The 13969-nt window shown below is 74.2% G+C and carries 15 protein-coding genes; 6 read left to right on the plus strand and 9 right to left on the minus strand.

Annotated elements, in window-relative coordinates:
* Positions 1–16: 16 nt before the first annotated feature.
* From mftE to mftA, 5 genes are all read right to left on the minus strand, one after another.
* On the minus strand, positions 17–721 hold the full coding sequence (gene mftE / locus AB3388_RS26685; RefSeq protein WP_495408365.1) for a mycofactocin biosynthesis peptidyl-dipeptidase MftE: 705 nt from the start codon (positions 719–721) through the stop codon (positions 17–19).
* A 23-nt stretch (positions 722–744) separates the two neighbouring features.
* A complete protein-coding gene (locus AB3388_RS26690; protein WP_495408366.1) occupies positions 745–1911 on the minus strand; it encodes a serine hydrolase domain-containing protein in 1167 nt (388 codons plus the stop codon).
* 68 nt (positions 1912–1979) lie between these two features.
* Positions 1980–3188 carry a mycofactocin radical SAM maturase gene (gene mftC / locus AB3388_RS26695; RefSeq protein WP_495408367.1) on the minus strand — a complete coding sequence of 403 codons (1209 nt, stop codon included), beginning with the start codon at positions 3186–3188 and terminating at the stop codon, positions 1980–1982.
* Positions 3185–3463: a mycofactocin biosynthesis chaperone MftB gene (mftB, locus tag AB3388_RS26700; RefSeq protein ID WP_495408368.1), complete on the minus strand. Its 279-nt coding sequence runs from the start codon at positions 3461–3463 to the stop codon at positions 3185–3187. The genes mftC and mftB overlap by 4 nt, the downstream gene beginning before the upstream one ends.
* Before the next feature lie 8 nt (positions 3464–3471).
* Positions 3472–3597 (minus strand): mycofactocin precursor MftA, encoded by a 126-nt coding sequence (gene mftA / locus AB3388_RS26705; RefSeq protein WP_495408369.1) that lies wholly within the window; start codon positions 3595–3597, stop codon positions 3472–3474.
* A 126-nt stretch (positions 3598–3723) separates the two neighbouring features.
* Between mftA and mftR the strand changes: the two genes are divergently transcribed.
* Together mftR and mftD are read left to right on the plus strand one after the other, a co-directional pair.
* Positions 3724–4332 (plus strand): mycofactocin system transcriptional regulator MftR, encoded by a 609-nt coding sequence (gene mftR, locus AB3388_RS26710; RefSeq protein ID WP_495408370.1) that lies wholly within the window; start codon positions 3724–3726, stop codon positions 4330–4332.
* A 59-nt stretch (positions 4333–4391) separates the two neighbouring features.
* On the plus strand, positions 4392–5618 hold the full coding sequence (mftD, locus tag AB3388_RS26715; RefSeq protein ID WP_495408371.1) for a pre-mycofactocin synthase MftD: 1227 nt from the start codon (positions 4392–4394) through the stop codon (positions 5616–5618).
* 59 nt (positions 5619–5677) lie between these two features.
* Here mftD and AB3388_RS26720 read toward each other — a convergent pair whose 3' ends face one another.
* Together AB3388_RS26720 and AB3388_RS26725 are read right to left on the minus strand one after the other, a co-directional pair.
* Positions 5678–6247, minus strand: a complete 570-nt coding sequence (locus AB3388_RS26720; RefSeq protein WP_495408372.1) for a hypothetical protein — start codon at positions 6245–6247, stop codon at positions 5678–5680.
* 70 nt (positions 6248–6317) lie between these two features.
* Positions 6318–7745 carry a bifunctional 3-(3-hydroxy-phenyl)propionate/3-hydroxycinnamic acid hydroxylase gene (locus AB3388_RS26725; RefSeq protein WP_495408373.1) on the minus strand — a complete coding sequence of 476 codons (1428 nt, stop codon included), beginning with the start codon at positions 7743–7745 and terminating at the stop codon, positions 6318–6320.
* 175 nt (positions 7746–7920) lie between these two features.
* Between AB3388_RS26725 and AB3388_RS26730 the strand changes: the two genes are divergently transcribed.
* The 3 genes from AB3388_RS26730 to AB3388_RS26740 all read left to right on the plus strand — a co-directional run bounded on the left by AB3388_RS26730 (position 7921) and on the right by AB3388_RS26740 (position 11050).
* Positions 7921–9048 (plus strand): NDMA-dependent alcohol dehydrogenase, encoded by a 1128-nt coding sequence (locus AB3388_RS26730; RefSeq protein ID WP_495408374.1) that lies wholly within the window; start codon positions 7921–7923, stop codon positions 9046–9048.
* Between the two features lie 89 nt (positions 9049–9137).
* On the plus strand, positions 9138–10028 hold the full coding sequence (locus tag AB3388_RS26735) for an AAA family ATPase (RefSeq protein ID WP_495408375.1): 891 nt from the start codon (positions 9138–9140) through the stop codon (positions 10026–10028).
* A gap of 83 nt (positions 10029–10111) precedes the next feature.
* Positions 10112–11050, plus strand: coding sequence for a vWA domain-containing protein (locus tag AB3388_RS26740; protein WP_495408376.1), 939 nt, complete (start codon positions 10112–10114; stop codon positions 11048–11050).
* Between the two features lie 17 nt (positions 11051–11067).
* On the opposite strand, the gene AB3388_RS26745 is transcribed toward AB3388_RS26740, so the two are convergent.
* Positions 11068–12759, minus strand: coding sequence for an AMP-binding protein (locus AB3388_RS26745; protein WP_495408377.1), 1692 nt, complete (start codon positions 12757–12759; stop codon positions 11068–11070).
* A gap of 81 nt (positions 12760–12840) precedes the next feature.
* Between AB3388_RS26745 and AB3388_RS26750 the strand changes: the two genes are divergently transcribed.
* Positions 12841–13353 (plus strand): DinB family protein, encoded by a 513-nt coding sequence (locus tag AB3388_RS26750; protein ID WP_495408378.1) that lies wholly within the window; start codon positions 12841–12843, stop codon positions 13351–13353.
* Here the strand turns inward: AB3388_RS26750 and AB3388_RS26755 are convergent.
* Positions 13325–13900: an MOSC domain-containing protein gene (locus tag AB3388_RS26755; RefSeq protein ID WP_495408379.1), complete on the minus strand. Its 576-nt coding sequence runs from the start codon at positions 13898–13900 to the stop codon at positions 13325–13327. The genes AB3388_RS26750 and AB3388_RS26755 overlap by 29 nt on opposite strands.
* Positions 13901–13969: the final 69 nt, after the last annotated feature.

Below are 13969 nucleotides of genomic sequence, written 5' to 3' on the forward strand. Positions count from 1 at the left end.
ACCCTAATCACGCGCTTTATCGCGATGAAGCACGCAGGCGGCCGTTCGCGTCGACGTCCCATGTGGCGACGGCGTCGACCAGGCGGTCGGCGAGCGCGGTCAGCAGCCCGGCGCCCTCCTCGGCGGAGGCGCCCGCGGGGTCGCCGAGGACGCCCGTGGGGCTCACCGGCCGGACCCCCTCGATCCGCAGCCGGTGCAGCAGCTGCCCGATCGGCCGGGTCTCGCCGGCGACCGCGCGCTCCCCCTGCACCCCCTCCGGTTCCACGTGCAACATCAGCGACGTCTCGGTGCGCCCGGCGTGCGCGTCGGCGCCCGGGACGCCGCACGGGAACCAGGCGACGTCCCGGCTCTCCGCACGCAGCACGGTGCCGGCCGCGACCAGCGCGTCGAGGTTGCCGCCGTGGCCGTTGACCAGCAGCACCCGGCCGGCCCAGCGGCAGGCCGACCGCCCGTACTCGACGAGCAGCCCGGTGAGCGCCTCGGTGCCGAGCGAGATCGTGCCGGGGAAGCCCTCGTGCTCGCCGCTCGCGCCGTACGCGAGGGCGGGCGCGAGCAGCGCGCCGTCCAGGCGGTCGACAGCCGACCCGGCGACGGCGCAGGCCACGATGGTGTCGGTGGCCAGCGGCAGGTGGTGCCCGTGCTGCTCGACCGAGCCGAGGGGGACGACGAGCAGCGGCGCCTCGGGGACGTCCGGCCAGACGACGTCCCCGAGGCTGCGCACCGCGCGAGGTTAGCCGGGGCAGGTCAGCGGCTCGCGTACACCGCCCGCTCGAAGTCGGCGTAGACCGCCATGGCCTCCTCCGGGATGAACGGCAGGAACTGGGTGTAGATGGCGCCGGTGACCCCGCTGGCGCGGTCGACCCAGAAGTGCGTGTTGAAGATGCCGGCCCACGCGCCGCTGCCGACCGCCCGCATGCCCGGCTCCTGCTCGGTGGTGAGCAGCAGCCCGTAGCCCCACTTCATCCCGGCCGGGCCGTTCCAGGCGTGCGTGGAGGCGGGGTCGGCGGTGGGGATGTGGCTGGGGAAGTCGAGATCGCCGATCTGGTTGGTGAACGCGGCGTCCACGGTCTCCGGCCGCAGGATGCGGACGCCGTCGACCTCGCCGTTGCCCAGCAGCATCCGCTGGAAGCGCAGGTAGTCGCGGGGCGTGGAGTACAGGCCGTGCCCGCCGGCCCACCACTCCGGCTCCGGGGACCAGTCGAGGTCGGTGGCGACCCACTGGCCGTTCTCGTCCTTCATGTGCACCGGCGTCAGGTTGGCCCGCTGCTCGGCCGTCGGGCTGAACGTCGTCTGCGTCATGCCCAGCGGCTGGAGGACGTTCTCCTCCAGGTACTTGTCCAGCGTGCGGCCGCAGACCGCCTCGACGACCAGGCCCAGCCAGTCGGTGTTGATGCCGTACTCGAACTGCGTCCCCGGGTCGGCGACCAGCGGCGCGCTGAAGCAGGCCCGGCTGCCGACGAGGACGTTCGGCGTGCCGGTGGCCGCCTCCCAGCGGACCAGGTCCGCGTTCCAGAACCAGTAGCCGAGGCCGCTGGTGTGGGTGACCAGGTGGTGGACGGTGGCGCGGGTCGCCGGGGGTCGGGTGCGCGGGGTGTCGCCGTCCCAGCCCTCGAGGACCTCCAGCTCCGCCCACTGGGGCACGAGCGTGTCGATCGGCGTCTGCAGGTCCAGCTCGCCGCGCTCGACGAGCTGCAGCGCCGCCGTCGTCGCGACCATCTTGGTCATGGAGGCGATGCGGAAGACGGTGCCGCCGTCCAGCGGCTGGTCGGTGCCGACCGTCCGGTTGCCGGCCGCGCCCTCGTAGAAGGGGCCGTCGGTGTCGGCCGCGACGGCGACGACGTTGGGTACCGCGCCGCTCTCGACCGCGTGCCGCAGGACGTCGTCGATCCGGGTGTCCACCTGTGCGGTCATGACCGCCTCCTCGATCGTGTGGTGTGCGCCACACTCTCGAAGGTCGTCCGGCCGCGGTCAACAGCCCTTCAGCCCAGGTCTGCGCCCGCCAGCGGGGACTCGTCGCAGAGCTTGGCGGGGATCGACGGCATGCCCAGCAGGGTGGGCTGGCCGCGCACCGGCCCGGTGTGCGAGTGGTCGAGGTGGCTGCGCGGCGTGGCGCCGTCGCGGGCGGCCAGGGCCGTTTCGCCGTAGCCCTGCACGCACTCGGGATCGGGGCCGTCCAGCGGCAGGCCGGTGAAGAACTTCGCGGCCATGCAGCCGCCACGGCAGGCGTCGAAGTGCCCGCACTTCGTGCACGCGCCCCCGGTCTGCGGGCTGCGCAGCTCGGCGAACAGCTCGCTCTCCTGCCAGACCCGCCGGAAGCCGCCGGGCGAGCGCACGTTGCCGGCGAGGAACTGCTCGTGGATCGCGAACGGGCAGGCGTAGACGTCGCCGACCGGGTCGATCAGGCACACCACGCGCCCGGCGCCGCACAGGTTCAGGCCCGGCAGCGCCTCGCCGTAGGCGGAGAGGTGGAAGAACGAGTCGCCGGTCAGCACGTTGTCGCCGTTGGCCAGCAGCCACGAGTACAGCTCACGCTGCTGGGCGGCGGTGGGGTGCAGCTGGTCCCAGACGTCGGCGCCGCGGCCGCTCGGGCGCAGCCGGGTGATCCGCAGCTGGGCGCCGTAGCGGTCGGTGAGCGCCTTGAAGTCGTCGAGCTGGGAGACGTTCTCGCGGGTGACGACGACGGAGACCTTGAAGTCCTTCATCCCCGCCCCGGCCAGGTTCTCCAGCGCGCGGGTCGCGGTGGCGAAGGAGCCGGCGCCGCGGACGGCGTCGTTGACCTCGGCGGTCGCGCCGTCCAAGGAGATCTGGACGTCGACGTAGTCGGTGCGGGCCAGCTGCTCGGCCCGCGCCCTGTCCAGCTTGATGCCGTTGGTGGAGAACTTGACGCCGACGTCGTGGCCGATGGCGTAGTCCAGCAGGTGCCAGAAGTCCGGCCGCACCGTCGGCTCGCCGCCGCCGACGTTGACGTAGAAGACCTGCATCCGCTGCAGCTCGTCGATGACCCGTTCGGCCTCGGCGGTGGACAGCTCCCGCGGGTCCCGCCGACCCGACGACGACAGGCAGTGCACGCACGCCAGGTTGCACGCGTAGGTGAGCTCCCAGGTCAGGCAGATCGGGGCGTCCAGGCCGTACTCGAACTGGTCGATCAGCCGCCCGCCGGTGGGACGCTGGGGAAGCACTGCGGTCACGCGGACTCCCGGGGTTCGATCATCTGCGAACGGGCGAGGTCGGCGAGCGCCTTGACGTAGGCCGGCCGCTGCGGCTCGGCGACGCCGCACGCGGACAACGTCGCCGTGGCGCTCGGGTGCTCGCCCAGCGACTCGACCACCTGCACGAGCAGCTTGGACTTCAGGAACGACAGCTTGCGGTTGCCGAAGTGGTAGACCAGCGCCCCGAACGGCTCGGGCCGCAGGGCGACCGACCGGGCCCGCTGCCAGGGCAGGCCCGGGTCGAACTCGTCCACGAGAGTGCTCAGTAGACGCCGCACATGCCGTCGATCGAGACCTCCTCGACCAGCGACTCCTCGACCACGGTCTCCTCGGCGGCGGGCGCCGGAACCTCGGTGTCGACGTCGGCGGGGGTCGTCGTCTCGGGCATGCGGGCCTCCAGGAGCCGGAGTGGTGTGGGTCACGTCGGACGCTAGTGGCACCCGGTGCCACCGGCAACAACGGGCCCGCCCGCCGGGAGACCCCGCGCGGACCGGCGAGAGCGGAAGATGGCGGGGTGACCGAGACCGGGTCGGACCCGCGCGGGGGGACGCGCGCCCGCATCGAGCAGGCGGCCCTCGACCTGTTCACGGTCAAGGGGTTCGAGCAGGTCACGATCGACGACGTCGCGGCCGAGGCGGGCATCAGCCGCCGGACCTTCTTCCGGTACTTCGCGACGAAGGCCGACGCCGTGTGGGGCGACTTCGGCGGCCACGTCGCCCGGCTCGCGCGGCTGCTCGCGGAGGACGAGCCGGACCGCCCCGTGCTCGCCCGCATCTGCGCCGCCTACGTCGAGGTCAACGACTACGCCGAGGACGACCTGCCGCTGCTGCGCGAGCGGATGCGGCTGATCCTCACCGAGCCCGCGCTGCAGGCGCACTCGCAGCTGCGTTACGCCGAGATCGACCGGGTGGTGGCCGAGCACGTCGCCCGCCGGACGGGGACGACGGCCGAGGCGCTGCTCCCCCGCCTGGTGGCGACGACGACGCGCGCCGCGGCGACCACCGCGTTCGCGGTCTGGCTGGCCGACGGCCGCACCCGGCTGGCCGACGACCTCGGCGCCGCCTTCAGCGAGCTCGCCGGCGCCTTCCCCTCCCTGGACGGCGGATCCCCCGCCCGCACCTGACACGTCGTGGCACTCAGTGCCACGATGACCACCCTGACAGCGAGAACGGGAGCGTGCAGATGGCGAACGCCTGGTTCGAGACGGTGGCCGAGGCACAGCGGCGGGCCGAGCGCCGGCTGCCCAAGGGCGTCTACGGGGCCCTGGTCGCCGGCGCGGAGAAGGGCCTGACGGCGGCCGACAACACCGCCGCCTTCGACGAGATCGGCTTCGCCCCGCACACCGCCGGCCTGGCCAACGCCAAGCAGATGGCCACCCGCGTCATGGGCCAGGACATCACCCTGCCCGTGCTGATCAGCCCCACCGGCGTGCAGGCCGTGCACCCGGACGGCGAGGTCGCCGTCGCCCGCGCCGCCGCCGCACGCGGCACCGCGATGGGCCTGTCCTCGATGGCCAGCAAGCCGATGGAGGAGGTCATCGAGGCCAACCCGAAGACGTTCTTCCAGCTGTACTGGGTCGGCGACCGCGACCAGATGGCCGCCAAGGTCGACCGAGCCCGCCGCGCCGGCGCCGCCGGCATCATCGCCACCCTGGACTGGTCGTTCTCCTACGGCCGCGACTGGGGCAGCCCGTTCATCCCGGAGAAGATCAACTTCGAGGCGGTCCGCCGCTACGCCCCGCAGGTGGCGCTCAAGCCGCGCTGGCTGCTCGACTTCGCCCGGACCAGGAAGCTGCCCGACCTCACCGTCCCGAACATGGTCGGCGACCCCGCGCAGCCGGCGCCGACCTTCTTCGAGGCCTACGGCATGTGGATGCAGTCGCCCATGCCGACCTGGGAGGACGTCGCCTGGCTGCGCAAGCAGTGGCCGGAGGCGCCGTTCATGCTCAAGGGCGTCATGCGGGTGGACGACGCCAAGCGGGCGATCGACGCCGGCGTCACCGCGATCTCGGTGTCCAACCACGGCGGCAACAACCTCGACGGCACCCCCGCCTCGATCCGGGCGCTGCCGGCGGTCGCCGAGGCGGTCGGCGACCAGGTCGAGGTGCTGCTGGACGGCGGCATCCGCCGCGGCGCCGACGTCGCGAAGGCGCTCGCCCTGGGCGCGAAGGCGGTCATGATCGGGCGCGCCTACCTGTGGGGGCTGGCCGCCAACGGCCAGGCCGGCGTCGAGAACGTCCTCGACCTGCTGCGCGACGGGCTGGGCTCGGCGATGGTCGGCCTCGGCCGTGAGTCGATCGACCAGCTGCGCCGCGACGACCTCGTCCTGCCGCCCGGCTTCGAGCGGCGCCTGGGCGTCGAGGGCTCGGATGCGCCCGTCGAGGTCAGGTCGGGCGTCCGCTCGGCATGACAGGACCCCTCCCGGGTCCTCGGTGGAGGACGCGGGAGGGGCCAGATGTTCGAGGCGGTTCAGTCGTCGCTGCCGTGACCGCCGGAGCCGTGGTCGTCACCGGCGGGGTCGTCGGCACCGTGGCCACCCGAGCCGTGGTCGTCGCCAACGTCGTGGGTCGCCGGGTCGTCGGCACCGTGGCCACCCGAGCCGTGGTCGTCACCGACGTCGTGGGTCGCCGGGTCGTCCGCGCCGCCGCGACCGCTGCTGGCGGGAGCCGCGGCCGGCGCCGGCGCCTGGGTCCGGACGACGTCGTCCGCACCGTGGCCGCCCGAGCCGTGGTCGTCACCCACGTCGTGGGTCGCCGGGTCGTCCCCACCGCCGCGCCCGCTGCTCACGGGAGCAGGGGCGGGCGCCTGGGTCCGGACGACGTCGTCCGCACCGTGACCGCCGGAGCCGTGGTCGTCGCCGAGGTCGTGCGTGACCGGGTCGTCGGCGCCGCCGCGGTTCTGCACGACCGAGGAGACGGTGCGGGTCGAGTCGTCGGAGGAGGACGGCGACGAGTCGGCCGACGCGGAGACGGCGGCGAAGCCGATGAGGCCGGCGCTCAGGGCGGCGGTGGCGGCGGTGAGGATCGTCTTCTTCTTCATGGCGGGAACTCTGCTTCCGCCCAGGGAAAGGCGACGCTAAGGAACCGCCAAGCTCCGCCCAGGCTGTTGCTCAGCGGGCGGAGCGCACGATCCGGTCCGGGCGGACGACGACCGCGCGGGCGGAGGCGGCCTCCAGCCACCCGGCCAGCAGGCCGCTCGGGTCCTCGATCGCGACCGGCGGCCCGGCCGGCTCGAGCGGGCGCACGGTGAGCCGGCCGCCGTCCACGGACAGCTCCGCCGAACCCGCCCCCAGGACGTCGTCGAGCCGGCACCGCCGTCCGCCGGCGAGGACCTCCGGCTGGGGCACGAGCGCGCCGGCCAGCCGTCGGCCGGCCCGGCCGTGCCGCTCCACCAGCGGCCCGCGGCGCAGCGGCGGCGTCCGGCTGCTGCGCGCCAGCGCGGCCACCGCCGGGACCCGGCGGTAGCCGGCCAGCACCACGCGCCGCACGACGTCCCCCGCCCGGCCGCCGCCGGTCATCAGCCCGCCGAGCCGCACGGCCACCCGGATCAGCGCGCGGGCGTGCGGCGCGCGCTCGGCGGCGTAGGTGTCCAGCAGCTCCTCCCTCGCCGTCCCCGCCAGGACGGCGGCCAGCTTCCAGGTCAGCTGGTGCACGTCGCGCAGGCCGAGGCCGAGCCCCTGCCCGATGAACGGCGGGGTGAGGTGCGCGGCGTCCCCGGCGAGCAGCACGCGACCGGCTCGCCACCGGTCGGCGACCTGAGCGCGGAACTCGTAGCCGGCCGCCCGCTCGATCTCGGCGTCCGCGGCGCCCCACGGCGCCAGCAGGGCCGCGAGGTCGGCCGACTCCGCCGTCTCCCCCGGGTGGAGCCGGAACTCCCAGCGGTAGCGGTCGCCGGTGACCGGCATGAACGTGGCCGCCCGATGCGGATCGCTGACCTGGTGGACGCCCGGCCACACCGGGGTGGCGCCCGGCCAGCGGGCGTCGACCACCAGCCAGCGGTCCGGCCGGCCCAGGTCGCGCATGCCCGCGCCGATGAGCCGCCGGACCGTGCTGTTGGCCCCGTCGCAGCCGACCACGAACGAGGCGGCGACGGCGCCGTCCCCCGTCGCGAGGACGACCCGGTGGCCGTCCTGCGTCAGCCCGGTCACCTCGCAGCCGGCGCGCAGCTCGACGCCGGGTGTGCACGCGACCGCGGAACGGAGCACGGCCTCGAGTTCCGGCTGGCGGAACAGCACCCCCGGTGGCCAGCCGTGCCGCGCGTCCTCGGCGCGACGCGGGAACTCGGCCAGCGTGCGCAGCCGCCGGTCCACCAGCCGCATCCCGGCGATCGGCCGGCTGATGGCGGCGACCTCGTCGGCGACCCCGGCGTCCTGCAGGACCCGGAACACCTCGTCGTCGAGGTGCGTGGCCCTCGGCAGCGGATACGGCTCGCGGTAGCGCTCCAGCACGAGCACCGGCACGCCGCGGCGGGCGAGGAGCAGCGCCGCCGTGAGCCCCACCGGCCCGGCGCCGACCACGACCACCGGGACGACCGTCACCGGCCCAGTCTGACCGCCGGGACGTACCACGGTTCGAGCTCGCGCCGCGAACGTAGCGAAGAACGTTGCAGGGCTCTTCCCCCGGGTGTGACGGGGGCCATAACGTCGGGGTGTTCATGCGCGCTCGCGCATGCCCAGAGACGGGCCCTCGACGAGGGCGACGAGGAGGTCAACGGTGCCCGTAGAGTCCCGCGGCGCGATCATCCGCGAAGCACCCGGCAAGTTCGAGGTCGTCGACCTCGTGGTCGACGATCCCCGGGCGGGCGAGATCCAGGTCAAGCTGGCCGCCTCCGGCATGTGCCATTCCGACGACCACCTGGCCACCGGCGACATCCCGGTCGGCCACTACCCCATGGCCGGCGGGCACGAGGGCGCCGGCGTCGTCACCGCCGTCGGTCCCGGGGTGACGGGGTTCAAGGAGGGCGACCACGTCGTCTTCTCCTTCCTGCCCGCGTGCGGCAAGTGCCGGTGGTGCGCCAACGGCATGTCCTACCTGTGCGACCTGGGCGCCGGGCTGCTCCTCGGCGCCCGCTTCGACGACCCCGAGAGCTTCCGCCTGCAGCTCAAGGACGGCACGCCGGTCGGCCAGATGTGCGGCATCAGCACGTTCTCCCAGGTGACCACGGTCAACGTGGACTCCGCGATCAAGATCCCGGACGACATCCCGCTCGAGGTCGCCTGCCTCACCGGCTGCGGCGTCGGCACCGGCTGGGGGTCGGCGGTGCAGGCCGCCAAGGTCGCGCCCGGCGACGTCGTGATCGTCATGGGCATCGGCGGGATCGGCATCAACGCCGTCCAGGGCGCGGCGCACGCCGGCGCCAGCCACGTGATCGCGGTCGACCCGGTCGCCTTCAAGCGGGAGAAGGCCAGCGAGCTCGGCGCCACCGAGACGTTCGCCAGCATCGAGGAGGCCGACGAGTTCGCGAAGAGCATCACCAACGGCCAGGGCGCGGACAAGGCGATCGTCACGGTCGGCGTGACCAAGCCCGAGCACGTCGGGCAGGCGTTCCAGGCGATCCGCAAGGCGGGCACCGTCGTCGTCACCGGCCTGGGCGACATCACCGAGGTCGGCGTGCCGATCTCCATCGGCGAGCTCACGCTGTTCGCCAAGGAGCTCAAGGGCGCGCTGTTCGGCGACTCGAACCCGCACACCGACATCCTGCGGATGCTGCGGCTCTACCAGGAGGGCAACATCAAGCTCGACGAGCTGATCACCAAGAAGTACACGCTCGACGAGATCAACCAGGGCTACGAGGACATGCACGCCGGCAAGAACATCCGCGGCGTGATCATCTACGACTGAACGGCCACGATCAGCTGAACTGATCCCAGCGCCTCCTGGCTCACGTCCCACGGTGAGCCAGGAGGCGCTGACGCGAGGGAGGAGACCGGGTGGGGACGACGACGGCATCCCGGCTGGACGTCGGCGGCATGGTGCGGGTCGCCCGCGAGCGGGTGGTCGCGCGGCTGCGGGAGGCCGAGGTGGTCGCCGCGGCGCTGTCGGCCGGCCGCAACGTCGTCCTCGAGGGGCCCCCGGGCACGGGCAAGACCACGCTGCTGCGCTCGCTGGCCCAGGGCGCCGGCGTCCCCCTGGTGCTGGTCGAGGGCAACGCCGAGCTGACGCCCACCCGGCTGGTCGGCCACCACGACGCCTCCCGGGTGCTCTCCGAGGACTACCGCCCCGAGAACTTCGTGCCCGGGCCGTTGACCCGGGCCATGACGGAGGGCGCGCTGCTCTACGTCGAGGAGTTCAACCGGGTGCCCGAGGAGACGATGAACGTGCTGCTCGGGGTCCTCTCCGAGCGCGAGATGCACGTGCCGCGCTACGGCCGGGTCGCCGCCCGGCCCACCTTCCGCCTGGTCGCCGCGATGAATCCGTTCGACGCCGTCGGCACCGCCCGGGTCACCCCCGCCCTCTACGACCGCTCCTGCCGGGTGGCCATGGGCTACCAGGACGAGGAGGCCGAGCTGGCCGTGGTCGCCGCGGTGACGAGCGGACCGGACGACCTCGTCGCCCGGGCGGTCCGCGCCGTGCGGATCACCCGCGACCACCCCGAGCTGCGCATCGGCGCGTCCGTCCGCGGCGCCATCGACAGCGTGCTCATCGCCCGCGAGCTGGCCGTCGTCCGCGGGTCCGAGGACGTCGAGGAGGGCACCGGGCTGGACGCCGCGCTGGCGGCGCTCACCGGCAAGGTCACGCTCGGGGACGGCGTCGCCCGCCCGGTCGAGGACGTCGTCGCCGACGTCTGGCGGCGGGCCGGTGAGGAGCTGGGAAAAGCCTGACGCCCGGGGACGACGAGCCCGGGCCCCCACCGCCCCCCGGCCAGGGCGGGGAGCCGCCCGGCGGCCGCCCGCAGCGGCCGCGGGTGGTCGAGGACCCGGCCGAGGTCGAGGAGCTGCTCAAGAACTCCGCCGCCCGCCGGGCCAGCCGGGACCAGCTCTCCCGCAGCAACCCGGACTTCGACGCGATCTCCCCCGAGGCCGGGCAGCTCGACGCCGCCGCGGTGGCCGACCTGGCCGAGCGCGACCCCGACGCCGCGGCGAGGGTGCTCGCCCAGGCCGCCCGCGCCTTCGACCCCGCCCTGCGGACGGCGGCCCGCGCCCTGGCCGCCCGGCTGCCGGTCGGCAACCCCCGCACCGGCGTCGCCGACCGGCCGGGCGTCAGCCGGATGGTCACCCGGCAGGACCCGACCGGGTCGGACGTCGACCTCGACGCCACCCTGGCCGCGCGCGGCGCCGAACCGCACTGGAAGGCCGCCCACCTGCACACCCGCGGCTGGCGCTCCACCGGCCGCGCCCTGCTGCTGCTCGTCGACGCCTCCGGCTCGGTCGCCGGCGACGAGCTGGCCGCCTCCGTGCTCACCGCCTCGGCGCTGGTGCAGCGGATGCGCCCGGGCGACGAGCTCGGCGTCGTCGCGTTCTGGTCGAAGGCGGTCGTGCTGCGGCCGCTCTCGCCCGATCCGCGCGTCGACGTCGTCATCGACCGGCTCTGCGACCTGCGCGGCGGCGGCACCACCGACCTCGAGCTGGCGCTGCAGACCGCGGCCGCGCAGGTGGCCCGCTCCCGCGCGGCCGACCGGCAGGTCCTGCTGCTCTCCGACGGCGTGGCCACCGAGAGCCCCGACCCGGTGAACGCCGCCTCGGCGCTCGCCCGCATCCCCGCCCGGCTCTCGGTGCTCGCGCTCTCCGCCGAGGAGGAGGCGGCCGCCTCCTGCGCGGCGCTGGCCGCGGCCGGGGGCGGGCGGGTGGCGCCGCTGCACCGGCCGTCGCTGGCGCCGGCCGCCGTCCGCGATCTGCTGGGCTGAGTCCGAGCGGAGTGAACTCAGCCGCGCAGCTCGGGGAAGTCGGTGTCGGTGTACTCGGTGCCGCTGCCCTCCGGAGCGAGCTGCTCCTCGCGCTCGCGCAGCTCCACCCGGCGGATCTTGCCGCTGATCGTCTTCGGCAGCTCGTAGAACTCGATCTTGCGGACCCGCTGGAACGGGGCGAGGTGCTCCCGGCAGTGCTTGAGGATCGCGAACGCCGTCTCCCGGGTCGGCTCGTGCCCCGGCGCGAGCGCGATGTAGGCCTTGGGGATCGCCGCGCGCACCGGGTCCGGCACCGGGACGACGGCCGCCTCGGTGACCGCCGGGTGCTCGATCAGCACGCTCTCCAGCTCGAACGGGCTGATCTTGTAGTCGCTGGCCTTGAAGACGTCGTCGGTGCGCCCGATGTAGGTGATGTAGCCCTCGTCGTCGCGCTGGGCGACGTCGCCGGTGTGGTAGTAGCCGCCGGCCATGGCCTCGGCGTTGCGCTCCTCGTCACCCTGGTAGCCGGTCATCAGGGTGAGCGGGGACGCCGACAGGTCGAGGCAGATCTCCCCCTCGTCGGCGAGCTCGCCGCTGACCGGCTCGACCAGCACCACCGGAACGCCGGGCAGCGGCCGGCCCATCGAACCCGGCTTCACCGTCGAGCCGGGGGTGTTGCCCACGGACGCCGTCGTCTCGGTCTGGCCGTAGCCGTCCCGCAGGGTGAGCCCCCACTGGGCCTTGACCTGCTCGATGACCTCCGGGTTGAGCGGCTCCCCCGCGGCGACCGCCTCGCGGATCGCGCCGGGGCCGCCGGAGAGGTCGGCCTTGATGAGCATCCGCCAGACGGTCGGCGGCGCGCAGAACGTGGTGATGCCGTCCTCGCGGATCCGGCCGAGCAGCGCCGCGGGGTCGAAGCGCGTGTAGTTGTAGAGGTAGATCGTCGCCTCGGCGATCCACGGGGCGAAGAAGCAGCTCCACGCGTGCTTGGCCCAGCCGGGCGAGCTGATGTTCAGGTGCACGTCGCCGGGCTGCACGCCCAGCCAGAACATCGTGGACAGGTGGCCCACCGGGTAGCTGACCTGCGTGTGCTCGACGAGCTTGGGCCGGCTCGTCGTCCCGCTGGTGAAGTAGAGGAGCAGCGGGTCGGTGGGCAGCGTGCCGGGGTGGCCGGGCGGGGCGTCGTCCGCGGCCTGCGTGTCGGCGTAGGCGAGCCAGCCCTGCGGGGCCTCGCCCACGGCGATCCGGGTGTAGTCCCCCGCGACCTGGTCGAACTTGGCCGCGTCGGCCGCGTTGACGATCACGTGCCGCGCGCCGCCGCGCTCGATGCGGTCGGTCAGGTCGGCGGGGCCGAGCGCGGTCGTCGTCGGCATGATCACCGCGCCGAGCTTCATGACCGCGAGCATCGACTCCCACAGCTCGACCTGGTTGCCGAGCATGAGGACGACGTGGTCGCCCTTCCCGACGCCGTTCGCGCGCAGCCAGCCGGCGACCTGGTCGGAACGGCGGACCATCGTGTCGAAGGTGTACCGCGCGGCGCGGCCGTCCTCCTCGACGATGTGCAGCGCCGTGCCGTCGTTGCCGCGCGCGTAGGCGTCGAACCAGTCCACCGCCCAGTTGAACGGGCCGTCGAACGTCGGCCAGCGGAACTCGGCGGCGGCCTTCGCGTGGTCGCCGCGCAGGGCGAGCAGGGAGTCTCGGGCAGCGCGGTACACCTCGGTCGCGGACATGCTCCCGTCCCTACTCCACCGCGCCCGGGAAGGCCAGCCCCGGCTCTCCCGTGCCACGTGCTGCAGTGACATCCTCCGCGGATGGCTCGCCGTCCCGTCACGTCCGCCGAGGACGTCATCCATCAGCCGGCCCGGGCGCAGTTCGAGGCGTTTCTCGACGAGCACCGGGAGGCGCTCACCTCCTGCCTGGACGGGCTGACCGACGAGCAGGCGCGCCGCTCCCTGGTGCCCTCCCGCACGACACTCCTCGGGCTGGTGAAGCACGCGACCTTCGTGGAGAAGGTCTGGTTCGACGAGGCGGTGACCTGCCGGTCCCGGGCGGAGATCGGCATCCCCGCGACCCCGGACGACTCGTTCGTCCTCGACGCCGCGGACACCGTCGCCACCGTGCAGGCGGCGCACCGCGAGGCGTGCGAGGCCTCCCGACGGGCGGCGTCGTCCCTGGGACTGGACGACGTGCTCCGCGGCAACCGGCGCGGTCCGCTGCCGCTGCGCTGGGTGTACCTCCACATGCTCCGTGAGCTCGCCCAGCACTGCGGGCACGCCGACATCCTGCGCGAGCAGATCACCGCGGGCGCAGGGTCGGCCGCCTGACCGCCCCGGCCCGCGACGCGTCGAGGGGGACGGCGGACCGGAGGACGGCGGGACCGAGCCGCAGGACGCCGTCGCTCACCGCCGCGCAGCGGATCCCCGCCCGCCCGCGCAGGCCCCGGTGGAAGCCAGGGGCGAGCGCAATGTCCAGCCAGGCGCACGGGTTGGCCGGGCGCCCGCCGCGCAGCCGCACCTCCCCCTCGCCGCAGTCCAGCGCGAACTCCTGTCCGCGCAGTGACTCGACCTCCGCACCCCGCAGGACGACGTTGCGGCGGGCGAGCAGCGGCTCGGGGACCGGCAGCCCCAGCTCGGCGGCCAGCTCCTCGATCCCCTCCGCCGCGAGGACGGTGACGTGCGCGTCCCGGTGCGCCGCCCGGCCGGCGTAGCGGTCGCCGACGATGCCGTGGCCGCCCCGGACGGTCAGCTCCGCACGCCGGTCGCCGTCCTGCGCCGGCACGCGGCCGGCCGGCCGGCCGTCGTAGCGGTGCTCCGGGGAGGCGAGCAGGCCGACGATCTCCACGTCGTAGGCGTACGGCAACGCCTCCGGCATCCGCTGCCCTCCCTGTGTCCGTTCCGGCGCCCGACGTCCCGGAACGGTCACACGACAACCGGTCCGCGG

The sequence above is a fragment of the Geodermatophilus sp. SMS 5-13 genome (assembly GCF_059428245.1).